This is a genomic window from Rhodococcus sp. P4_E4, from assembly GCF_056401575.1.
Genome location: NZ_JBFUJB010000001.1, coordinates 268,470 through 290,725, shown reverse-complemented (window position 1 = coordinate 290,725; position 22,256 = coordinate 268,470). Strand labels below are relative to the sequence as shown.

Genomic DNA, 22,256 nt, shown 5'->3' with positions numbered 1-22,256 from the left:
CATCGCGCTTCGGGTCACGCGATTCCGAAAGGCGCTGCGTATGAAAACTTCCCCGTCTGATCAGCGCGATGTGTGGTGAGCGTTCTGATCTGAAAGTGAGCGCCCCACTCAGCTTCCGGAGACTCCACTCCGACGTCCGTGCTGGTGACGAATCCGAACCGCGGGTAGTACTCGGTGCTGCCCAAGAGTGCGATCAGCGGCACGTCCAGGGCGTCGCACGCGCCGACCACCGCGTGCATCAGTGCCGAACCAACCCCGCTGCGCTGGTTACCCGGGGTGACAGCCAGCGGGCCGAGGCCAACAGCCTCCACGGGACCGACCCATCCGCGCGTCCCGATCACGAAACCGACGATCTCACCGCCGGCTACGGCGACCAGCGACAACTTCGGTAAGTAGTCGTCCGAGGCGAAGAGTTGGCGTGTCAGTTCGATCTCGTAGGGAGTCTCGCCGGGCGGTGCCTGGTCGGCAAACGCCGCCCCGAGCAGTGAATAGATGGCGTCACGGTCGGAAGAAGTTTCGCGGCGGATGTACATGGCCACGAAACTACCCGGTTCACTTCGGATTGTGCTCCCCGTTTTCGGCCTGACGTGCCACTCGCTTTTCGTAGTCCGCACGCCCGTTCGGATCTACCGATGTCAGTGCGCGGCGATCGTCGATCACCCGGCGGCCGATGTTGATGATCCATTCGGGGACCAGTGCGTCGACGAGATCCCAGCCCGCAAGGTAACGGGGAACTGCAGTTTCGGCTCGCCGATGCGCGACCGTGTCGACGACGGCCTTGGCCACTACCTCGGGCTCAACCGTCGGCATTCCCTTTCCGAGTGGCACGCCTGACGAGAGGCCGGTCCGCACCGCGCTGGGCAGGATCGCGCTGACGCTGACCCCGGAATCTGCGAATTCGACACGGGCAGAAGCCGAAAGACCCACTGCGCCGAACTTGCTGGCGTTGTACACGGCCATCCCGGGTACCGGAAGTTTGCCTGCCATCGATGCGATGTTGACGACGTGCCCGCGTCGTCGATCCACCATGCCGGGCAACACGGCGCGCATCCCGTGAATAGGCCCCCAGACGTTGACGTCGAGGGTGACTCGACTGGTGGCGTCGGACTCGTCGAGGAAGCTGCCGAGCGGCATCACTCCCGCGTTGTTGACGAGAATGTCGATGTGGCCGAATTCGCCGATCACCTTGGAGACGAACACATCCCAGGAATCGCGTGAGGTGACGTCCAGCAGGTAACCGCGGGCACGTGGGCCGATGGACTCCGCTGTGTCGACGGCCGTCTCCTCGTCGAGATCGCCGACGCATATGAGTGCACCGCGAGTAGCGAACAACTTGGCTGTCGCCCGGCCGATTCCGCGGCCACCGCCCGAGATGACGACGACCGCTCCGTCGAGATCGATCGGGGGGTAGGTGGTGCCGAAGAGGCTCATGCGGTGTACTCCGGTTCCGGAATGGTGGTGGGCTCGGATGGCGTAGGTTCAGATGGCGTGGGTTCAGGGGGCGTGTTGTCTGACTCAGGGTTCGACGTGTGGTTGTAGGCATACGGATCGAAGTCCCGTAGCCGTCGACGCATGGCACCGGACGACCACGGCCAGTTGAAACTGTTGCGGCCGTTGACGTCGAAGAAATAGCTTTCGCAACCACCGGCGTTGTAGACCGTGGTCCCCAATGCCTCCTGAACCTGAGAGTTGAAGGCTGCCTGAACTTCCTCTCGCACGTCGATGGTCTGCCAGCCGTGACGACGGGCGTGGCCGATTGCCTGCGCCACATAGTTCAGTTGGGCTTCCAAGATCATGAATGCCGACGTGTGCCCGGTGCCGAGGCTCGGGCCCAGCAGGATGAACGCGTTGGGGAATCCACTGACGGCGGAGCCGAAGTACGCCTGCGGGCTTCCCTGCCAATGATCGTCGAGTGATCGACCTTCTCCGTCGAATACCTTGGATGCGATGGGCATGTCGAGGATGTGGAAGCCCGTTCCGAAGATGATGGCGTCCACCTCCGCCTCCACTCCGTCGGCGCCGATCACGGTGTTACCGCGGATCTGCTCGACGGCGTTGGCATGGACGCTGACGTTGGGTTTACCGAGGGCCGGATAGTACGAGTTCGACATGAGCAGTCGCTTGCAACCGAGGGTGTAGTCGGGAGTCAATGCCTTGCGCAGCTTCGGATCGCGTACCTGCAGGCGCAATTGGGCTGACCCGAGTTTCTGCACGATTCGCAGGATCCACGGATTACGGAATCCCAATCCGAGCGCTTCCATGATTCCGTATTCGATGCTGCGCAAGGCTTTCTGTGCTCCCGGCACGAATCGCATGACGGACCTTTCGATCCGCGGTACGTAGTGATCGGGTTTGGGAAGAACCCATTGAGCGGTTCGCTGGTAGAGGTGAAGGGCGGAGACCTGGGAAACGATGCGCGGAACGAACTGGACTGCCGAGGCTCCGGTTCCTACGACGGCGACGCGTTTTCCGGTCAGGTCGTAGTCGTGATTCCACTGCGAGGAATGAAACACCTCTCCCTCGAACGCTTCCAGTCCGGGTATCGCCGGTGTCAGGGGCTCGTTCCATGGGCCGGCAGCGGCTATCACGAAGCGAGCAGTCAGTTCGCCGCTGGAAGTTGTTATCTTCCAAAGTGATTGCGACGCATCCCATCGCGCGGAGAGCATTTCGACCCCGAAGCGAACGTGTTTGTCCACTCCGTGCGTGCCCGCCGTGTTCTCGATGTATTCGCGGATCTCCGGTTGCTCCGCGAACAAGCGCGTCCAATCCGGATTGGCGGCAAAGGAGTACGAGTACAGACCGGATGGAACGTCGCAGGCGCACCCGGGATAGGTGTTGGCGCGCCAGGTTCCACCGAGGGAGTCGGCCTTCTCGAGGAGTGCGAAGTTGTCGATTCCGAGACGCTGCAGGTGGATAGCCGCGCCGATTCCGGAAATTCCACCGCCGATGATCACGACCTCGAAGTGGTCAGATTCGTTGTTCACTGAGTCTGCGCTTTCACTGGTGGGAACGAGTGGGCTGGAACGGGTGCACATCGAGTTCGCGCTTGACGCTCGCACGTGTTGTACGCAGCGATGATTCGAAGGTGGCGAGCCGTCGGCGGCCGTCCATGAAGTTGGCGCCCATCACGGCAAGGTCGTCGTCGGTGGCATCGATTCGTATGACTCTGGTACCCGCGGAGCGGACCAGTTCGATCTCCTGATCGAGCCCCTTGGACATGGCATTGCGCAGGGCACCGCGTTCGATACGGGCGGCTCCGCGCGCCGGCCTCAGGGTTCGAGAAGCCATGGGCGCCAGTACAACCAGCTCGTCCAGTTGGAGGGGGAGCAGAAGGTCTACCGAAGCCGTGGATGCGGCGCCGCCGTCGATGTACCTGACGCCGTCGATCGTGACGGGTGGAAACCAGCCGGGAATCGCCCATGACGCTCGGAGTGCTTCACCGACGGTCACTTTCGGAGCCCCCTGTGCCCCGAATGCGACCCGTCGCCCCGTTCTGTAGTCCATGGATACCATGTAAGCGTTCGGATGTGGGAGCCACGAATCGCCCGGAGCAAGTGATTCGGCGAGCGTAGTGAGCCAGGACGGGTCGCCGCCACCAACCGGTGCAATGCCGCTCATCCGGCTCAGAACCGGAAGGTCTCGACGCGTGAGGAGTCGTGGATTGCCGACGCCCAGTCTCGGAAGTGGCGGGAGCTTTCCGGGCGCCGACGCGATGTGGGTGAGGAGCTCGGGGCGTGCGGCGGCGTTGCCGAGTTGCATGGCAACCAACTCGTCGACACCGACTCCGCTGCCGAGCATCGTCACGAACTCGGCGCCGGCGGACGTCCCGATGATGGCTGTGGCTTCCCGTGGATCCCAGTCGAGTGCATCCCGGACCGAGGCGAGCGCGGCAACAGTCCAGGCAAAACCGAGAGTGCCGCCGCAGCCGATGGCCAAGCCGCGTCTCGGTGCGCTGTTTTGGCGCACGGTGGTACCGGTCACATCTGAAGTCATGTTTCGGAGACTATCAGTATCCGAATAACGTTGGTACCCCAAAAATTGGTTTCAGTACTCCACTCGACGACCGTTCGCGGTATTCGGCTACCGTGGGAATCTCGATACCGAGGACCACTGGGAGGTTCCGATGGCGCGATTGACCAGGCAGGAAACGCAGGCGTTGACCCGCGAGACCCTGTTGGCGACGGCCGTCGAGCACTTTCTCGATCGCGGATACGCCGCGGCCTCTCTCGATCAGATCGCCGAGGACGCCGGGTACTCCAAGGGGGCGGTGTACTCGAATTTCAAGAACAAGGATGAATTGTGTGCCGAAGTTCTCGGCCGGATCAGGCTGACCAAGGTCGGTGAGATCACTGCGCAACTCGGGGCGAAATCGACCCTCGACGATGCGGTGGCTGAATTCGCGCGGTGGGCCGAGCGAACAATCGGGGACCAGAGGTGGACGCTGCTCGAGGTCGAGTTCTCGGTGAGATCGCGGCACAGCGAGGACATTCGGGAGAAGATCGCGGCGGGTGCAGACCAGGTGCGGGGACTGATCGCCGGATTGGTCCAACACCTCACGGAATCCAACGGGGTGACGCCGACGCTGGATCCGGACGCAGCCGCGCTGCGAATGCTCAGCGTCGGAATCGGTTTGGGGCTACAGCGCGCAATCAGCCCAGAGCTTCCCGTCGATCCGCTGGTGGATACGGTGCGGGAGATTCTGTCGGGCGGCTGAGGAGTGCGCGGAGCATGCCGCCGATCTCGGCGACCGCTGCACGGGATCCGGCACTGGGCCCCAGAATGTTGACGAAGCCGTGGATGAAGCCGGGATAGCGTCGATCCGTGACATGAACACCGTTGTCTCGCAATCGTGCTGCGTACGCTTCGCCTTCGTCTCGGAGTGGATCGAATCCCGCCGTGATCACGATGGCTGGTGGCAGTCCGGCCACGTCTGGGGCGCGTAGCGGCGACACCAACGGGTCGAGTCGATCGGCATCCTTGCCGAGGAAGCTGGACTCGTAGAAGTTCATATTGGCCTCGGTCAGGAAGAAGCCTTCACCGAACGTCGTTCTCGAGGGAGCCTTCTCGTGAAAGTCGGTAGCGGGGTAGATCAACAGCTGTGCTGCCGGTGGGGTCTTGCCGTCGTCGCGGGCACGCAACGCCACCGTCGCGGACAGGTGCCCGCCCGCACTGTCTCCACCGACAGCGATGCGTGTCGGGTCTGCCCCGAACTCTTCGGCGCGGTCGACGATATCCTGGTACGCGGCATAGGCGTCGTCTACCGGTGTGGGGAAAGCGAATTCGGGTGAAAGCCGGTAGTCGACCGAGACGACCCGTGCGCCGGAGGTCTCGGCCAACAGGCGACACGGAGCGTCGTGTGATTCGATGCCGCCCTGTACCCAGCCGCCGCCGTGGAAGTAGGCGAGCAGAGCGCCGGTGTCGGTAGTCGGAACGTAGAGCCGGGCGCGGAGGGGGCCGTCGGCGCCCGAAACGGAGATCTCTTCGGTGCGGACCTGCGCGGGTCGGCCGCCCATCATGATCGCGGTTCGGGTGAGATTGGCGCGAGCAGCGGCGAGTGACTGGGGATCGGTGGAATGTGAGGGGAGTGGCCGCGTCTTCGCGAGCGTGAGCAGCAGGTGTGCGTCGGCGTCGAGCGTGTTGCCCTCGATGACGACGGGTGGCCCGGTGATTCGACGTTTCACCGCGCTGGGCAGCGCGAATGCGGCTGCTACCAAGAACGCTTCGGCGCGATCTCGAATGCTGCGGCTGCTGGCCTGCTTCACGGATTCCGACACGTGGCGCAGACTACCAAGCATGACTACTGCGGCACTGTCGATCACGCAGATCGAGAACACACATCTGGTTCGGTGCGGTCACGCCAATTGGGTCCTGGTCGAAGAGGGGGCCGATCTGACGTTGATCGACGGCGGATACCCGGCCAACGGCGCCGACGTCGAACGCTCGATCGAGCAGATCGGTCACCAGCTCGGGGATGTTCGGGCAATCCTCGTCACTCACGCGCATGTCGATCACATCGGTGGAATCGCGGACATCGTGACTCGGCTCCAGGTTCCGGTCCTGATGGATCCGTTGGAAGTGCCCCACGCGAAGCGGGAGTACCTGCAGCAGTTGTCGCCGGCCAAAGTTCCGTTGCTGTTGTGGCGGCGAGGCGCTCCGAAGTGGCTACTCGACGTGATCGGAGCAGGCGCGTTGAGAGGCGCGGAACTGCCTCGAGCACAGGCCTTTGCGGCAGGTGGTGCGCTGGACGTTCCCGGTCGGATCGTACCGATTCCTACCCACGGGCATACCGACGGCCACAGCGCTTACCTTGTTCCCGACGCAGGAGTCATCGCGTCGGGTGACGCTCTGGTGACCGGACATGCGACGTCGAGTGTCGCCGGACCACAATTTCTGGTGTGCCCCTTCAACCATGACCGTGGAGCGACGGACCAGGCGTTGGACAATATTGCCGCTGCGCCCGCCGGCGCGCTGTTTCCCGGACACGGGCCGGTCTACGAAGGCAGCTTGGCTGCCGCAGTCGAACAGGCCCGAGCGGGCCGGACAAGGATGCGTCCATGAGTACTGTCGAAACGGTCGACGAAGGCGCGGTGCACGGTTTCCTGCACCGCCCCGAGTCAGTGCCCGTCGCAACCCTGGCATTGACCCACGGCGCCGGAAGTAATTGCGACACTGTGCTGTTGCGTGCTGTCGCCGACGGCTTTGCTGCAGCAGGAGTGCAAGTTCTGCGCTTCGATCTCGCGTTTCGGGTGCGTCGAGCTTCGGGGCCGCCGCATCCGTCGCGTGCTGCGGAGGATCGCGCGGGCATTGCCGAGGTGATTACCGCTGTTCGCTCGGACTACTCGGTGCCCGGACCCGTTCTGCTCGGCGGACATTCGTACGGCGGTCGGCAGGCGTCGATGCTGGCAGCGGAGAACCCGGGACTTGTCGACGGCCTGGTCCTGCTGTCCTATCCACTGCATCCACCGAAGAAGCCCGAGAAGCTCAGAACCGAACACCTGCCCGACCTGAACTCACCCGCCGTTGTCGTCCACGGATCGAAGGACGAGTTCGCGACAACGGAGGAGATACAGGCAGCACTCGACCTGGTTCCCGCCGCGACACGTCTGGTGGAGTTCGAAGGAGCGCGACACGACTTGTCCGTGGTGAAATTTCCGGTGGTGGAGGCGACAGTCGCGGCCGCATCGGCTTTGTTCGTGTTCTGAACGCCGAGCGGGCAGTTGCCCGTGTCGGTGGTTCCTGGTGAGATCGAATCATGAGTGCCCAGCCGTATCAGCCCAGTGCCCTGTCCGACATCACGGTGAGCGTCGACGGGGACGACACAGTCGTCAGCTTCCCTCGGGTGCTGCCGTATCCCGTCGAGAAGGTGTGGGAGGCGATCACCGACCCGGAGATGTTGGCGCAATGGACGCCGTACACCGCCGATCGGAATCTGAGCCGTACCGGTGACGCCGTGATCACCATGCTCACCGAGGACGGAGCCCCCGAAATGTCGCTGCCGGTCACCGTTCACGTTGTGGAGACCACTCGGCGGCTCGAACACGAGTGGGGCCCGGACGAATTGGTGTGGGACCTGAGTTCGGTCGAGGGCGGCACCCGCGTCGTACTGACGCAGAGGTCGCGCGCCGAGGGGATGGCGTCGGCACTCGCTGCCGGGTGGCATTTGTGCTTCGACGTACTCGATGCCCTTCTGGCAGGCGAGCCCTTCGGACCGATCGTGGGCGAACGGGCGCGCGAGTACGGTTGGGACGCACTCAACTCCGGTTACGCGCGACAGTTGGGCATCGACGAATCTCAGGTTTGGTAGCTGCTCAGAGTTTGCGACTGGCAGGCTTTCTGGTGGAGGCTCGCACGATCAGTTCGACGGGAAGTTTCACGGATTCGACGTTCTTGCCGGAGATCAGTGCGAGTAGGTGCTCGAGCCCGGTCGCGCCGATCTTTCGGGCGGGGGACCTCACCGTTGTCAGGGGCACCGGGAGTTGCGAGACAACCGGAATGTCGTTGTAGCCGACCAGCGCAAGATCGTCGGGAATGCTCAACCCGAGATCACGTGCCACACCGAGTACGCCGATCGCGATGGTGTCGCTCACCGTGAAGACGGCGTCGGGGCGTGAATCTCCACCGAGCAATGTCGCCGCCGCATCGACACCCCCTTGAACTTCGAACTCGGACGCCACTATTCGGTTCGGCGGCAGTGCTAGACCGGCTTCGGTCAGGGCATCGCGGAAACCCGCGACGCGTTCCCGCGACGTGCTGGCGTGATCCGGCCCCGCGATCACTCCGAGATCGCGATAGCCGCAGTCCAGAAGATGCTTCCCCGCGAGGTAGCCGCCGAGTCGGTCGTCGCCGCTGACAAAGGGAAGACCTCGGTTCGGAGACGACGTCGCCGAGTCGATGTGCCGGTTCAGCAGCAGGATCGGGAGTGAGCGCAGGGGGAGCGAGTCGACGAAATCGGTACCCGGCAGGTGGATGCTGCTCAGCATGAGACCGTCGACCTGTCGGCTGACCAGGAACTCGACCGCTTTGCGCTGCGCGTCCAGATCGTCGGGTGGGCTGGAGAGCAGCACGGAGTACCCGGCTGCGGTGGCGGCTTCCTCGATGCCTTGGAACATCGTGGCCACCACGACGTCCGTCAGCCTCGGCATCACGACGCCGATGGTGGTGGTCTTGCGGGTACGCAGGCTGGCCGCCCACAGGTTCGGTTGGTAACCGAGTTCCTCGGCAACCTGACGAACTCGGAGTGCGGAGTCGGACCAACCGTCGGCGGGCTCGGGCTGACGGAGGACCCGCGACGCCGTCGAGATGTGGACCCCGGCCTGGTCGGCGATTTCGCGCAGCGTTGGCGGACGGCCGTTGCTGCGGTTCGACGGATCGGGCGTCATCTGCGTCGGGGCTCCTGGTGTGCGTCGGTTCTGAGCTGGTTCTGAGTCGGTTGGCCGTCCGGGGATTGACGGGTGTGCAACCGGGCTCTACTCTAGGCGATGCAAACGATTGCGCAATCGTTCTCGCAATGGATTGCGCCCGAGAACACTGGAGGCCCCGTGACCACGCCGCAGTCCCTGTCCGAGCTTTTTGCCATCGACACCCTGCTGGACGCCGAGGAGATCGCGATCCGCGACACGGTCCGCAAGATGGTCGACGATCGCATTCGCCCGCACATAGGTGAATGGTTCGAAGCGGCAGCACTGCCGGCGCGTGAGCTGGCCAAGGAACTGGGCGCGCTCGGCGTTCTGGGCATGCACCTCGAGGGCTATGGCTGTGCCGGAATGAGTGCCACGGCGTACGGGTTGGCCTGCCAGGAACTCGAAGCTGTCGATTCGGGCATTCGCAGCCTCGTCTCGGTCCAGGGCTCACTGGCCATGTTCGCGATCCACCACAACGGAAGTGAAGAGCAGAAGGAAGAATGGCTCCCGCGGATGGCGGCGGGTGAAGCCATCGGCTGCTTCGGTCTCACGGAACCCGATTTCGGATCCAACCCCGGCGGTATGCGAACCAACGCCAAGCGCGACGGCGACGACTGGATCCTCAACGGAACCAAGATGTGGATCACCAACGGCTCCATCGCGGACGTCGCCGTGGTCTGGGCGCGAACCGAAGACGGCGTGCGCGGATTTGTCGTTCCCACCGACACTCCGGGATTCTCCGCCCCCGAGATCAAGAACAAGATGTCGCTGCGCGCGTCGGTCACCTCGGAACTGGTGCTCGAGGACGTGCGTCTTCCTGCCTCGGCGATGCTACCCAAGGCACGCGGACTTTCCGGGCCCCTCGGCTGCCTCAACGAGGCACGCTTCGGCATCATCTTCGGCGCGATGGGTGCCGCACGTGACTGCCTCGAGACCGCGATTTCCTACGCGCGTGATCGCAAGGTCTTCGACAAGTCGCTCGCTGCGTACCAGATCACCCAGGCCAAGATCGCCGACATGGCAGTCGAATTGGGCAAGGGTCAGTTGCTCGCCATCCACCTCGGACGCCTCAAGGATGCCGGGACGGTTCGCCCCGAGCAGGTCAGTACCGGCAAGCTCAACAATGTCCGCGAGGCCATCAAGATCGCCCGTGAATGCCGCACCATTTTGGGCGCCAACGGAATCACGCTCGAGTACCCTGTGATTCGCCACGCCAACAACCTCGAATCCGTTCTCACCTACGAGGGCACCTCCGAGGTTCACCAGCTCGTGATCGGTCGCGCTCTCACCGGTGAAGAAGCGTTCCGGTGACGGTCGACGCTGTCGGAGCGCTCGACGGGCTGGTGATCGCTGATTTCGGTCGCGTCCTCGCCGGCCCGTACGCCACGATGATTCTCGCCGACCTCGGCGCGGAGGTAGTCAAGGTCGAACGTCCGGGTGTCGGCGACGACACTCGTAGTTGGGGTCCGCCATGGGTCGGGGACGAGTCGAGTTACTTCCTGTCGGTGAACCGCAACAAGAAGTCGGTCACTCTGGATTTGCGCGAGCCGGAGGATCTGGAGAGTGCGCGTGAGTTGGTTCGTGGCGCGGATGTAGTGGTTCAGAATTTTCTGCCGGGAACGATGGACCGGCTGGGATTGGGTTACGACTCTGTGCGAGAAATGAATCCGCGTGCGGTCTACTGCTCGATCAGCGGCTTCGGTGGCAACAACTCTTTGCCGGGATACGACCTGTTGATCCAGGCGGTGGGCGGATTGATGAGTATTACCGGCCCCGATCCCAAGTCTCCCACCAAGGTCGGCGTCGCGGTGGTCGACGTCATCACGGGCCTACACGCCAGCGTGGGAATCCTTGCAGCGCTGCGCCATCGCGATCGAACGGGCGAAGGACAGCACGTCGAGGTCAATCTGTTGTCCTCGTTGCTCTCCGCGCTCGCCAACCAGTCGTCCGGCTACGTTGCCGCGGGCGTGGTGCCTCAGGCAATGGGCAATCGACATCCGAGCATCGCACCATATGAGGTATTCGACACCGCGGACCGTCCGCTGGTCCTCGCTGTAGGCAATGACCGGCAATTCGGTTCGTTGACAGAGGTTCTCGGAGTTCCCGAACTTGCCGCGGATGTGCGGTTCATCTCGAACCGGGATCGGGTCGCGCATCGAGAAGAGTTGTTCGATGCCGTCACTGCTGCGTTGGCCAAGGGCACTGCAGACTCGTGGTTCGAGGCGCTGACCGAGCGAGGTGTCCCGTGTGGACCTCTCAACGACATCGCCGACGCGATAGCGTTGGCGGAGCGACTGAATCTCGATCCGGTGGTGTCCATCGACGACCCGCGTCGCGATGCACCGACTAGGCAGGTAGCCAATCCGATTCGGATGAGCGGCACGCCGGCAACCTATCGGTCGGCCCCGCCGCGGTTGGGGGAGGACAGCGTTCCCACTCCGTCGGGAGTCAGTTGACCCAAGCGAATCGGCCACCGGAATACCGGTGGCCGATCTGCGTGTGTGGGTGACTCAGCTGACCTTCAGAACCAGCTTTCCGGTGTTCGCACCGGCGAAGAGAAGGTTGAGGCTGTCGCCGAACGCGTCGATACCCCCGTCGACGACGTGCTCGCGGGCAGTCAATTCGCCACTCTTGATCCACTTTCCGATCTGCTCCTGCGCTTCTGCGTAGCGATCGAGGTAGTCGAAGACCACGAAGCCGGCCATCGTGGCCCGATTGACGAGAAGTGACAGGTAGTGCGCGGGGCCTGGCTGAGGCTCGGTGGCGTTGTAACCCGCGATGGCGCCGCAGATGACCACCCGAGCGCCCAGGCGCAATCGGGAGAGAGCAGCGTCGAGAATTTCTCCGCCGACGTTGTCGAAGTACACGTCGATACCGTCGGGAGCGTTGGACTTGAGCGCCTTGTAGACGGATTCGTTCTTGTAGTCGATGGCGACATCGAAGCCGAGGTCCTCGGTGAGCCACGCGCACTTCTCCGGACCGCCGGCGATGCCGATGACCTTGCATCCGTGGAGCTTTGCGATCTGACCGACCAGGCTGCCGACCGCGCCCGCGGCACCGGATACGACGACGGTGTCACCGTCTTTCAGCTTTCCGACGTCGAGCAGTCCGAAATATGCGGTGACGCCGGGGAATCCGAGAGCTCCGAGCCAGGTCGGTAGGGGAGCGATCGATTCGTCGACCCGGGTCACATCTGTTCCGTCGGACACTCCGTACTCGGAAGCGCCGAACGATCCCGCCACGATGTCCCCGACCTGGTAATCGGGGTGTTGGGATTCGGTGATGCGTCCGACGCCGTGGGCGCGCATGACGGAACCGAGCTTGACCGGCGGAACGTACGACTTGACGTCGTTGAGCCAACCGCGCATCGCGGGGTCGAGGGAGAGGTATTCGACCTTGACGACAAACTCACCCGGCCCGGCGGACGGGATCTCGGCGTCGACATATTCCCAGGTGGAAGCGTCGGGAAGTCCTGTCGGGCGGGCGGCGAGGCGTACTTGGCGGTTGGTCATCTCTCCCCTTCGGCGAAACGAATTGAACTTGAGGCCGGATTCAATATAGGTGATGGATCACGAACTGGGAAGAGTTGGATGAACCGATTGACGACTATGTATGTTCGATCGATGAGCAATGTCGTCGAAGACGCGCCTGGTTGGTTCACTCGGGCGCTGGAAGCGCCGGTCGAGACGGGGTCGGTGGAGGTCGAGGGCGCTTCGGTGCACTTTCGGGCTTGGGGGTCGGCAGGGCCGGGAATTGTGCTGATCCACGGCGGCGCAGCCCACAGTCGCTGGTGGGATCACATCGCGCCGCAGTTCGCCGAGGGGCGGCGCGTCGTCGCTCTCGACTTGACGGGCCACGGAGACAGTGACACTCGCGATGCCTACGCGATATCCCAGTGGGCTCGCGAGGTGCTGGCGGCGGCCGAGGCCGGGGGAATCGACGGCAAGCCGATTCTGGTGGGGCACAGTATGGGTGGGATTGTTTCCTTCGTGGCCTCGCATCTGCACGGCGAACTGTTGGACGGCGTTGTCATCATCGATTCGCCACTCAAGGCGCGGACGCCCGAAGAGGAGGCAGCTCGACGCCAGAATGCGTTCGGCCCCAAGAAGGTTTACCCCACCAGGGAAGACGCGATGGGTCGATTCCGCTTCGTTCCGCCCCAGGATTCGGGACTGCCTGCGGTGCGTGACCATGTGGCAGCCACGTCCATGGAGGAAGTCGATGGCGGTTGGTCATGGAAATTCGATCCGAACTTCTTTCTCCGAGTTGGCGCCGAAGATGTTCTCGACAGTGAACCGCGTTGCCGCGTAGCCTATTTCCGAGCTGAGAACGGTATCGTGTCCGATCGACTCATGGAGCACATGCGCGGACTGTTCGGACCGGAGGCCATCGTGGCGGAGATTCCCGAAGCCGGCCATCACGTCATGATCGATCAGCCGTTGCAACTCGTGACCGGGGTGCGAACTGTGTTGAGTGCGTGGGCCGTCGCAAGTCAAGTGCCGGTAAATCAAGCGGCAGGTAACATCGAGGAAAGGGTAGAAGCATGAGCACGGAATTGACGCTCGAACCGAAAGTCGAAGCTGCACTGCAGTTGTGGCACACCATGATCGAAACCGGTGACCTGTCGGCACTGCCGACCATTGTCGCGCCCGACGCGCAGTTCCGATCGCCCACCGGATTCAAGCCGTACCAGTCCGCGGATGCCGTTGTGCTCATTCTCAATACGGTGATCCAGGTGTTCGAGAATTTCGAGTACCACCGTCAGTTCGCCGGAGCCAACGGTCGGCAGGTCGTTCTCGAATTCAGTGCGAACATCGGAGACAAGAGCCTCAAGGGAATCGACATGGTCGAATTCGACGAGGACGGCAAGATCGTCGATTTCGAGGTCATGGTGCGTCCGGCCAGCGGGCTCGCCGCATTGGCTGCCGAGATGGGCCGCAGGCTCGGGCAGACGCTACCGAACTACAAGGCCTGACCTGATTTCGGAGCGGGCCGGGTCTGCCTGCTCAACTCGTGCTGAATCCGCCGTTGGAGTGAAGAAGTTGTCCTGTTATCCAGCCTCCGGCGTCGGACATCAGAAATCGGACGAGGTCTGCAGTGTCGCCGGGTGTACCCAGCCGGTCGGCAGGGGTGTGGAGGGTTGTGGCCTGTTTGATCTCCGGTGTCATCCATCCTGTGTCGATCGGTCCTGGGTTGATGACGTTTGCCCTTACACCGCGTGATCCCAGTTCGACTGCGGCGGCGATGACGATGCGGTCGAGAGCGCCCTTGCTGGCGCCGTACGGAAGATTATGGGCCGCATGGTCGCTGGTGAGTGCGATGATCCGTCCGGTCACCTGACTGACTTCGCGTTGCTCCGGAAGGCGTTCAGCGAACGCTTTGATCAGCAGCCAAGAGGCGCGGGCGTTGACGGCGAAATGTCGTTCCCAGCTCTCGACGGTGGTATCGAGGATCGAGCTGTCGACGCTTTCGCAATGCGAGAGAACCAGCCCACGAAGGTCATTCCGCGATGCGGCAGCGTCAACGAGCTGTGCGGCCGCATCCGGCGAGGCCAGATCTCCGGGAACCAGGTCGACACGGCTCCCGAGTGCGCGACACTTCTCGGCAACGTCCTGCGGATCGTGCGCTCCGCGGACGAACCCGACGCGTTCGTCATAAGGCGCCCAGTAGCCGATCGTCAGATCCCAACCATCCTCGGCGAGACCCAATGCGAGGCTTGCTCCGATCGACTTGCTCCGGCCGACGCCGGTGATCAACACGGTCCCGCGTTTGTCAGACACTGCTCGCCTCCAGAGATGTCCTGCAATTCAAATGGGGTGAGGTCACTTCAGATGAAAGCATCACTGTAGCGGGCGAGCTGTCGCCTGTATCGAGGGAGCTGTCGCCGTGCCTCGACCTGACCAGTGTCTTGACACGGCGCTGGTCACAGCGTTTGACTGAGATGCAAGCTCGAGTTGATTCGCCGGACTGTGTCCCGGGAGGTTGACCTATGCGCGGCAATGGAATTGCAGGCAAGGCTTTCTCAGGCGAGGGCTGTAGACGTGGACAAGAATCTCACCGAGCAAGGTCTCATCGCGGGACCGTCTCGGTTCTGGCTTTGGTTGGGGTGTGCGTACTTTCGTTTGCCACCACTCAGACGGCCGGCGCGCAACCGGTTGCAGAGAATGTCGATACCGGGTTCGTGATCCCTTTTGCCGGGGCACCGGTCTACGAGAGCGTCGCGCCCACGCAGATGACTACTCCGGATCAACTCAACCAGCCGCTCGGTCAGCAGACTGCGGAAGAGATTGCCGCGCAGATCGGACTCGAGCCCGCTGACGCTTTGACCGAGGAGCAGTATCGCGACCTCATGGCCGGTGGTGGGGTCGGTGGCAATCTCGAGGATGCCGAGGTGATCGACGAATGCGCCCGGATTCTCACCAATACGAACGGGCGGCCCCTCTATTCCGGCACTACGCCGTCGGTTCTGGCCAGTTACGGGTTGTACGTGAATCCCGACGGATTGCTGGAGAGTCCGGCCAACGCGGATGCGCCGACGCGACAGGTGAATACGCTGATCGCCCCTGGCGGTTTTGTGGGCACCTGGTTGCGCAACAACGGTGCGACGCACACTCTGATTGCGCTCTATCAGTCGGCATACACGGTGCAGGCAGTCTACGGATTTGCAGCGCAACAGATTTCGGGAGCAGCGCAGCTGGTGACCAACACCAAAGGCGATGTGAGTTCGGAAGTTGGCATGTCGATGGCGCCGCCGCTCTGGATAGTGAACTTCGCACTGCTCTACATCTTGAAGCCGTCACTGGCGGCGGCCATGCCTGCGCACTGGGCTCCCATTCCGCCTGCCGTTGCCGACGCCGTGAAGGCGAGTCCCACCGGTCAAGTCGCCTTCAGTGACTACGCGTCCTATTTCGAGTGATCGGTCTGCCGGACAGCGCTGACGAACTTCTCGATCAAAGCGTGGTCCTTGACGCCCCTCGACGATTCGACGCCGCTGGAGACATCGACGCCCCAGGCACCGGTGGCATCCAGCGCGTCGCGCACGTTCTCCGGGGACAGTCCGCCCGCCAGGATCCACTGGCCGTGCGGGCGTGATTGCTGTTGTGCCCAGTTCCACGGCACCCCGGATCCGGCGTCGGCGCCGTCGATCAGGAGCTCGTCCTCACCGAGGTCGAGGTTGTAACCGTCGCGGACGTTGCTGGAGACAACAGCGCGGATGACAGTGAGGCCGGCGTCGTGCAAGCGCTGCACTTGCTCGGCGTCGACCAGATCGTGAATCTGCACGGTACGAAGACCGGTGATCGCGGCGATCTCGAGGACCTGATCGATCGGGTTGCCGAGAAAAACTCCGATTGCCCGGATGTGTTCGGGGATTCGTGCAAGAAGATCGACTGCGAGTGCGGGGTCGACTTTGCGGACGCTCTCGGCGAAGACGAAACCGATGGCGTCGACGCCCAGGCCCACCGCGAGGTCGACCGTGTCAGCGTCCCGCAGCCCACAGACCTTGATGAATGTCACCTGATACACAGTACTAGCGCCGTCGCCGTACCAGCGTCGTCGTCTAGCCTCGTGCGTGCGACATTTCTACGTGCGAGAGGCTTGACGTGGACTGGCTCTACCGAATCAGTTTGATCTCGGGACCACTGCCGGTGATCCTGACTGTGCTCGGGGTCCTGGGTGGTGTGTGGCTGCTCGGTTCGAACGTCCGCTGGTACTACCGCAGAGCGGTACCGATCGCGGGGCTGATCGCGCTGGTGATCATGATCGCCGTCTGGATCACCGTCGAAAAGGTGATCGTGCCGTTCCCGGATCCCATCGAGATGTCGATCTACGTGTGGATCGGAATCGGTATCTACGCGCTGCTACTTCTCGGGCCGCGAATCAAAGCGGGCGGAACCGTAGCCAAGGCGGCGCTGTCTGTGGTTGCGACTTTGCTGGTCATCGTCACCGCCGCGACGCAGATCAATCTGGTCTTTGCTGCCTACCCGACAGTGGGAATTGCCTTCGGACACGACGATTTCGACCGCATATCACTCAGCGAAGTTCCCGGTCCGACGGATCCTGTTGTCACCGGCGATCCCACCGACACGGTGTGGAAAGCGCCGGAAGGCATGCCGATTCGCGGACGAGTCACGACTTTGCCTGTTCCCGGAACGATTTCGGGATTCTCCGCGCGCGATGCCCAGGTGTATCTGCCGCCGTCGTACTTCACCAATCCGCGTCCGCTTCTTCCCGTGCTCGTGCTCATGGCCGGTCAGCCTGGCAAGCCGGAGGACTGGCTTCAGGGCGGAAAGCTGACCGCGACAATGGATGCTTTTGCCCGGGATCACGAGGGGTTGGCTCCGGTCGTAGTGATAGCCGATGGAACAGGTTCGCAGATGGCCAATCCGCTGTGCACCGACTCGTCGCAGGGCAAGGTCGGCACGTATCTGGCAAAGGACTTGCCCGCTGCGGTGGCGAATGCGTTCCAGATCGACACGAACCCGAGGGCGTGGGCCATCGGTGGCCTCTCTTACGGTGGTACTTGCTCACTGCAGATGGCTACCAACTACCCCGACGTGTATCCGACGTTCCTCGATCTCTCCGGTCAGTTGGAGCCCTCGCTCGGTGACCGACAGCGAACCGTCGACGAGATATTCGGCGGCGACGAGGCGGCATTCGTGAAGGTGAATCCGATGGACCTGCTGGCGACCCGGAAGTTCCCGAACTCGGGCGGAGTGTTTGTGGTCGGAACAGATGACAACGAGTTCAAGCCCGGCCAGCAAAAGGTGTACGAAGCGGCCAAAGCGGCCGGAATGGACGCCAGATATCTCGAGCTTCCCGGTGGTCACAGCTTTTCGGTGTGGTCGGCCGGCGTCGAGCAGGAGCTGACGTGGATCTCGCAGCGAATGGGTCTGATCAGCTGAATCCTGTTCCGGTTTTGGAACGTGTTCTATATTCGGTGTGTGGCTGCCGTTCGGCAGTCTCTCGATCGTTCACCGACTGGAGTTCAGGCACATGTACGAGTGGTCCGACACCGACCTGATGTTCCGCGACGCCTTGCGGGGCTTTATCGACAAAGAGGTGCGACCTCACGTCGACGAGCTCGAAAGTGGTGCGCTGCCGCCGTTCGACATCATTCGCAAGCTGTACTCGACCTTCGGTCTGGCCGACATGGCACGCGAGGGCCTCGAGAAGTCGCTCGCGCGCGAGCGCGGCGATACTCCGTCCGGTGACGGTGAGAAGTCGAGCGCCTTCAGCGGCGCAGGCAGCATGGGCGTTGTGCTCAACAGCGAATTGGCCGGCGTCAGCCTCGGTCTTGTCGCGTCGTTGGGCGTCAGCCTCGGATTGGCCGCTGGAACTATCCGCAGCCGCGGCACACTCGCGCAGAAGGAACGCTGGCTCCCCGGCTTGGTGACTTTCGAAACCGTCGGTGCATGGGCGATCACCGAACCGGACTCCGGCTCGGATGCTTTCGGCGGTATGAAGTCCTACGTACGCCGCGACGGTGACGACTACATCCTCAACGGCAACAAGACCTTCATCACCAACGGTCCGTACGCCGACGTGATGATCGTCTACGCAAAGCTCGACGAGGGGGACGCGTCGGTTGATCGTCGTGACCGCAAGGTGCTCGCCTTCATCCTCGACAAGGGCATGGAGGGGCTCACGCAGAGCCCGCCGTTCAAGAAGATGGGAATGAACTCCTCGCCGACGGGTGAGCTGTTCTTCGACAACGTCCGCATCACCAAGGATCGTCTGCTCGGCGAAACCGAGGACAGCGGAAAGTCCGACGGAAAGTCCAGCGCCAAGGAGAGCTTTGCCGCCGAACGGATCGGCATCGCGTCCCTTTCGCTCGGCATCATCAACGAATGCCACCGTCTGAGCATCGAATACGCGAAGTCCCGCAAACTGTGGGGACGTGAGATCGGGCAGTTCCAGCTCATCCAGCTCAAGCTCGCCGAGATGGAGGTCGCTCGAATCAACGTGCAGAACATGGTCTTCAACGCGATCGAACGCACCGCGGCCGGAGACAAAGTGAGCCTGGCGGAGGCGTCGGCGATGAAGCTGTACTCGTCGCGCGCAGCGACCGAGGTCGCGATGGAAGCCGTACAGCTGTTCGGTGGAAACGGCTACATGGCCGAATACCGAGTCGAGCAGTTGGCGCGTGATGCCAAGTCGCTCATGATCTATGCGGGCAGCAACGAAATTCAGGTCACCCATATCGCCAAGGGCCTCCTGGGCTGACACCGGAACGTTTTCGCTGGTCGGTCGACCGCAGCAGGAACCGGATAGTCTTGCTGCGGTCGGCGACACCGCGCCGGCGGATCGGAGTAAGCAGTGAACGCGCCAGATCCCACAAATGTTCATCCGATGGCCGGGCAACCACGAGTGGTGTTGCTGAAGCCGTTGATCGACAACCCGTTGATCGAGGTAGGGGAGTACACCTACTACGACGATCCGGAGTTCGCCGAAGAGTTCGAGACTCGAAACGTGTTGCATCACTACGGTCCCGACAAACTGGTGATCGGAAAGTTCTGCGCCCTGGCCACCGGTGTCACCTTCATCATGAACGGCGCGAACCATCGTATGAACGGTGTCTCCACTTACCCGTTCCCGATCATGGGCGGCGATTGGGCCCGGCACATGGATTTGGTGCAGGATTTGCCGTCGCGCGGTGACACCGTCGTGGGGAACGACGTGTGGTTCGGCGGGAACGTGACAGTCATGCCCGGCGTCCGGATCGGCCACGGGTCGATCGTGTCCACCGGCGCCGTCGTAACGCGCGACGTCCCGGACTACGCAATTGTCGGCGGCAACCCGGCAATGGAGATCAAGCGCCGCTTCCGCGCTGAAGACATCGAGAAGTTGGTGCGAATTGCGTGGTGGGACTGGCCGATCGAGAAGATCACCCGCCACGTCCGGTTGATCTCGGACGGGAGCGTCGCGGAACTCGAAGCGGTCGAGTGATCTCCGCGCCCGCTAGTTCGTTCGTGTGAGCGAGTAGTTCCGGACATAAAGCAGGGCGGCCGCGAGAAGGCCGACGGCAAGACCTGTTGCGGTGAACGTGATCAGGTTCGGCTCGAGGTCGAAGTGGATAACGGCCGATGGCGGGTAGGGGTTCTGCTGGTCGCGCGGTTCGGGGAGGACCACCGAATAGAAGGTGGGCGGCCAGATTTGTCCGACAACGGCAACCGCGAGTCCGTAGGCTGCGCCGAAAGCTGAAAGTGCAAGCGGAAGAGCAAATTTTCTACCGTGCGCGTCGCGGGCCAGTCGCCATCCCGTCGCGTTCAGTATCGCCGAGACGACAACGGCGACAGCCGTTCCGACCATCAGGAACCAAGCGGCCGCGGGGAACCAATGTGGTGCGTCGGAGTAGCTGTAGCCGTCGATAACCCACATGTACCCCGTCTTGCCGTCCTCCATCGGCGGCGGTGGTGGAGGTTGGATGCCGATATGTTCTGTCCGCGTGGATGGCGTGGCAAATCGCCAGGCGAGCACTCCGAGGACGCTCAGGAGTAATCCGGTCGCGATGAAGACTGCGAAGAGTGGTTCTGCAACACGGTCGCGCAGCGTTGTGAATCGCATTCGAGGATCGTCTCATCTCAGCCCGAGATCGAGACTCTTTGTCGGTGGCTTGTATTAGCTTGTGCGCATGACTCTCACACTCGGCATGATCACTTTCGACAGTCTCGATCCCGGTCCGCTCGCAACGTGGTGGGCGGCGCAGTTGGGCGGAAACATCGTCGAGGAGAACGACGGTTGGTTCTACATCGTCGCGGTCCCTGACAGCGCCACCAACTTCGCATTCCAGAAGGTCCCGGACCCCACTGCCGGCAAGAATCGCATCCATCTCGATTTGGGGAGTCCGGATCTCGACGCCGAGGTGGCGCGGCTCGTCGAGGCCGGAGCAACCGAGCACCACCGGGAGAACATGGACGGTTTCCGTTGGGTGACGCTCCTCGATCCTGATGGGAACCAGTTCTGCGTGTCCGGTCCTCACGCCTGAGCTGACAGGTTCTGAGCTCACCCGATTCGCGCCCACTGATTTCGCGGGCACCGATTCGGGCATGATGAGGGGCATGACTTCTCAGACTTCTCGGACCGGGGCCGACGCAGTCGGCCTGTGCAGCTTCGTCGATTCGTCACCGTCGCCGTTCCATGTGTGCGCGACGGTGGCGACCGAGCTGACGGCCGGTGGGTTCGTCGAAGTCCACGAAACGCAGTCGTGGCCAGCCGAGCCCGGACGGTACTTCCTCGTGCGCGGTGGTTCGCTGATTGCCTGGAGCACCGAGGGCGTGGAAAACGCCGCTCCGTTCCGGATCGTCGGAGGTCACACCGACAGCCCGAATCTGCGGGTCAAACAGCATCCCGACCTCACTTCGGCCGGGTGGCAGATGGTGGGCCTCGAACCGTATGGCGGGGCGTGGCTGAACTCCTGGCTCGACCGCGATCTCGGTATCTCCGGACGATTGAGTGTCCGGGTGGGAAACACGGTGGAGCAGAAGCTGGTTCGCATCGACGACCCGATTCTGCGTGTTCCGCAGCTGGCTATCCACCTGTCCGAAGATCGCAAGGGCGTGACGCTGGATCCGCAGCGGCACGTCAACGGAATCTGGGGCGTGGGTTCGAAACCCAAGTCGTTCATCGGATTTGTCGCCGAGCGTGCGGGTGTAGCCGCGTCGTCGGTTCTCGGCTGGGAATTGATGACATACGATCTTGCGCCCAGCGCAGTCGTGGGGGTGGACAAGGAATTGGTCAGCGCCCCTCGGCTGGACAATCAGGGCACGTGTTATGCAGGGACACAAGCACTTCTGGCCGCAGTCGAGTCGCCCGGTCAGCAGGTCCCGGTGCTCGCACTCTTCGATCATGAAGAGGTCGGCAGCATGTCCGACCGTGGAGCTTTCTCAGATCTGCTGAACACCGTGCTCGAACGGATCGTGTTGGGGCGCGGTGGTGGCCGCGAAGAATTCCTGCAGGCGATGGCGGGCTCGGTGTGCGCGTCGGGCGACATGGCTCACGCGACGCACCCCAACTACCCGGACCGCCATGAGCCCGCTCATCGGATCGAGATCAACGGTGGGCCTGTACTCAAGGTGAACCAGAACCTGCGATACGCCACCGATGCGGCCGGTGCAGGCGAATTCGCGCTCGCGTGTGATCAGGCGGGAGTGCCGATGCAGCGCTACGTCCACCGCGCCGATCTGCCGTGCGGCTCCACCATCGGACCCATCACGGCATCACGGACCGGACTGTCCACCGTCGACGTCGGCGCACCCCAGCTCGCGATGCACTCGGCCCGCGAGTTGATGGGCGCGTCAGACGTCCGCATGTATGCCGACGCGCTCGGTGCCTTCCTCACGCCTCGAAGTTAGAGGT

At 62.8% G+C, this 22,256-nt stretch carries 24 protein-coding genes; 14 read left to right on the top strand and 10 right to left on the bottom strand.

The features are described from left to right. Positions 1–14 precede the first annotated feature (14 nt). From AC1DVN_RS01395 to AC1DVN_RS01380, 4 genes are read right to left on the bottom strand one after another with little or no spacing between them, the layout of a single operon-like run. Entirely contained in the window at positions 15–533 is a 519-nt protein-coding gene (locus AC1DVN_RS01395) for a GNAT family N-acetyltransferase (protein WP_020908958.1), read from the bottom strand. 19 nt (positions 534–552) lie between these two features. Then, the gene (locus AC1DVN_RS01390; RefSeq protein ID WP_141488450.1) at positions 553–1,431 is read right to left on the bottom strand and encodes an SDR family oxidoreductase; all 879 of its coding nucleotides are present in this window, start codon (positions 1,429–1,431) and stop codon (positions 553–555) included. After that, positions 1,428–2,984: a flavin-containing monooxygenase gene (locus AC1DVN_RS01385; protein WP_141488451.1), complete on the bottom strand. Its 1,557-nt coding sequence runs from the start codon at positions 2,982–2,984 to the stop codon at positions 1,428–1,430. Before AC1DVN_RS01385 ends, AC1DVN_RS01390 begins: the two co-directional genes overlap by 4 nt. A 13-nt stretch (positions 2,985–2,997) precedes the next feature. Further along, a complete protein-coding gene (locus AC1DVN_RS01380; RefSeq protein WP_019745125.1) occupies positions 2,998–3,993 on the bottom strand; it encodes a patatin-like phospholipase family protein in 996 nt (331 codons plus the stop codon). A 130-nt stretch (positions 3,994–4,123) separates the two neighbouring features. Here AC1DVN_RS01380 and AC1DVN_RS01375 point away from each other — a divergent pair, with 130 nt between their 5' ends. Further along, on the top strand, positions 4,124–4,714 hold the full coding sequence (locus AC1DVN_RS01375; RefSeq protein WP_283308332.1) for a TetR/AcrR family transcriptional regulator: 591 nt from the start codon (positions 4,124–4,126) through the stop codon (positions 4,712–4,714). On the opposite strand, the gene AC1DVN_RS01370 is transcribed toward AC1DVN_RS01375, so the two are convergent. Then, positions 4,650–5,774, bottom strand: coding sequence for an alpha/beta hydrolase (locus AC1DVN_RS01370; RefSeq protein WP_477993200.1), 1,125 nt, complete (start codon positions 5,772–5,774; stop codon positions 4,650–4,652). The two genes, AC1DVN_RS01375 and AC1DVN_RS01370, sit on opposite strands and share 65 nt — an antisense overlap. 19 nt (positions 5,775–5,793) lie before the next feature. On the opposite strand from AC1DVN_RS01370, the gene AC1DVN_RS01365 reads away from it, so the two are divergent. Genes AC1DVN_RS01365 through AC1DVN_RS01355 form a run of 3 tightly spaced genes read left to right on the top strand, consistent with a single transcriptional unit; the run spans position 5,794 to position 7,804 of the window. Beyond that, entirely contained in the window at positions 5,794–6,558 is a 765-nt protein-coding gene (locus AC1DVN_RS01365; RefSeq protein ID WP_019745122.1) for an MBL fold metallo-hydrolase, read from the top strand. Then, positions 6,555–7,202 carry an alpha/beta hydrolase family protein gene (locus AC1DVN_RS01360; RefSeq protein WP_019745121.1) on the top strand — a complete coding sequence of 216 codons (648 nt, stop codon included), beginning with the start codon at positions 6,555–6,557 and terminating at the stop codon, positions 7,200–7,202. The genes AC1DVN_RS01365 and AC1DVN_RS01360 overlap by 4 nt, the downstream gene beginning before the upstream one ends. A gap of 50 nt (positions 7,203–7,252) precedes the next feature. Continuing rightward, a complete protein-coding gene (locus AC1DVN_RS01355; RefSeq protein WP_019745120.1) occupies positions 7,253–7,804 on the top strand; it encodes an SRPBCC family protein in 552 nt (183 codons plus the stop codon). Between the two features lie 4 nt (positions 7,805–7,808). Here the strand turns inward: AC1DVN_RS01355 and AC1DVN_RS01350 are convergent, their stop codons facing one another. Then, complete coding sequence (locus AC1DVN_RS01350; protein WP_020908951.1) at positions 7,809–8,879, bottom strand: LacI family DNA-binding transcriptional regulator; 1,071 nt, start codon at positions 8,877–8,879, stop codon at positions 7,809–7,811. A gap of 159 nt (positions 8,880–9,038) precedes the next feature. Between AC1DVN_RS01350 and AC1DVN_RS01345 the strand changes: the two genes are divergently transcribed. Together AC1DVN_RS01345 and AC1DVN_RS01340 are read left to right on the top strand one after the other, a co-directional pair. Further along, positions 9,039–10,211 carry an acyl-CoA dehydrogenase family protein gene (locus AC1DVN_RS01345; protein WP_029256136.1) on the top strand — a complete coding sequence of 391 codons (1,173 nt, stop codon included), beginning with the start codon at positions 9,039–9,041 and terminating at the stop codon, positions 10,209–10,211. Then, the gene (locus tag AC1DVN_RS01340) at positions 10,208–11,356 is read left to right on the top strand and encodes a CaiB/BaiF CoA transferase family protein (protein ID WP_019745117.1); all 1,149 of its coding nucleotides are present in this window, start codon (positions 10,208–10,210) and stop codon (positions 11,354–11,356) included. Before AC1DVN_RS01345 ends, AC1DVN_RS01340 begins: the two co-directional genes overlap by 4 nt. Positions 11,357–11,410: 54 nt before the next feature. On the opposite strand, the gene AC1DVN_RS01335 is transcribed toward AC1DVN_RS01340, so the two are convergent. Further along, positions 11,411–12,412 carry an NADP-dependent oxidoreductase gene (locus AC1DVN_RS01335; protein WP_003939765.1) on the bottom strand — a complete coding sequence of 334 codons (1,002 nt, stop codon included), beginning with the start codon at positions 12,410–12,412 and terminating at the stop codon, positions 11,411–11,413. 111 nt (positions 12,413–12,523) lie between these two features. On the opposite strand from AC1DVN_RS01335, the gene AC1DVN_RS01330 reads away from it, so the two are divergent. Then, positions 12,524–13,447 carry an alpha/beta fold hydrolase gene (locus AC1DVN_RS01330; RefSeq protein WP_019745115.1) on the top strand — a complete coding sequence of 308 codons (924 nt, stop codon included), beginning with the start codon at positions 12,524–12,526 and terminating at the stop codon, positions 13,445–13,447. Beyond that, positions 13,444–13,875, top strand: coding sequence for a nuclear transport factor 2 family protein (locus AC1DVN_RS01325; protein WP_019745114.1), 432 nt, complete (start codon positions 13,444–13,446; stop codon positions 13,873–13,875). Before AC1DVN_RS01330 ends, AC1DVN_RS01325 begins: the two co-directional genes overlap by 4 nt. A 31-nt stretch (positions 13,876–13,906) precedes the next feature. Here AC1DVN_RS01325 and AC1DVN_RS01320 read toward each other — a convergent pair whose 3' ends face one another. Continuing rightward, on the bottom strand, positions 13,907–14,680 hold the full coding sequence (locus AC1DVN_RS01320) for an SDR family oxidoreductase (RefSeq protein ID WP_477993196.1): 774 nt from the start codon (positions 14,678–14,680) through the stop codon (positions 13,907–13,909). A 209-nt stretch (positions 14,681–14,889) separates the two neighbouring features. Between AC1DVN_RS01320 and AC1DVN_RS01315 the strand changes: the two genes are divergently transcribed. Continuing rightward, the gene (locus AC1DVN_RS01315; RefSeq protein ID WP_019745112.1) at positions 14,890–15,816 is read left to right on the top strand and encodes a hypothetical protein; all 927 of its coding nucleotides are present in this window, start codon (positions 14,890–14,892) and stop codon (positions 15,814–15,816) included. On the opposite strand, the gene AC1DVN_RS01310 is transcribed toward AC1DVN_RS01315, so the two are convergent. After that, positions 15,804–16,415, bottom strand: coding sequence for a phosphoribosylanthranilate isomerase (locus AC1DVN_RS01310; protein WP_029536967.1), 612 nt, complete (start codon positions 16,413–16,415; stop codon positions 15,804–15,806). The two genes, AC1DVN_RS01315 and AC1DVN_RS01310, sit on opposite strands and share 13 nt — an antisense overlap. A gap of 86 nt (positions 16,416–16,501) precedes the next feature. On the opposite strand from AC1DVN_RS01310, the gene AC1DVN_RS01305 reads away from it, so the two are divergent. From AC1DVN_RS01305 to AC1DVN_RS01295, 3 genes are all read left to right on the top strand, one after another. Beyond that, positions 16,502–17,803 (top strand): alpha/beta hydrolase, encoded by a 1,302-nt coding sequence (locus AC1DVN_RS01305; protein WP_019745110.1) that lies wholly within the window; start codon positions 16,502–16,504, stop codon positions 17,801–17,803. A gap of 91 nt (positions 17,804–17,894) precedes the next feature. After that, positions 17,895–19,124 (top strand): acyl-CoA dehydrogenase family protein, encoded by a 1,230-nt coding sequence (locus AC1DVN_RS01300; RefSeq protein ID WP_020908942.1) that lies wholly within the window; start codon positions 17,895–17,897, stop codon positions 19,122–19,124. A 126-nt stretch (positions 19,125–19,250) separates the two neighbouring features. Then, positions 19,251–19,847, top strand: coding sequence for a CatB-related O-acetyltransferase (locus AC1DVN_RS01295; RefSeq protein WP_257207226.1), 597 nt, complete (start codon positions 19,251–19,253; stop codon positions 19,845–19,847). Between the two features lie 12 nt (positions 19,848–19,859). Here AC1DVN_RS01295 and AC1DVN_RS01290 read toward each other — a convergent pair whose 3' ends face one another. Next, entirely contained in the window at positions 19,860–20,465 is a 606-nt protein-coding gene (locus AC1DVN_RS01290) for a hypothetical protein (protein ID WP_477993192.1), read from the bottom strand. A 67-nt stretch (positions 20,466–20,532) separates the two neighbouring features. Here AC1DVN_RS01290 and AC1DVN_RS01285 point away from each other — a divergent pair, with 67 nt between their 5' ends. Further along, positions 20,533–20,886, top strand: a complete 354-nt coding sequence (locus tag AC1DVN_RS01285) for a VOC family protein (RefSeq protein ID WP_020970627.1) — start codon at positions 20,533–20,535, stop codon at positions 20,884–20,886. 73 nt (positions 20,887–20,959) lie between these two features. After that, on the top strand, positions 20,960–22,252 hold the full coding sequence (locus AC1DVN_RS01280; RefSeq protein ID WP_029536965.1) for a M18 family aminopeptidase: 1,293 nt from the start codon (positions 20,960–20,962) through the stop codon (positions 22,250–22,252). Positions 22,253–22,256 lie beyond the last annotated feature (4 nt).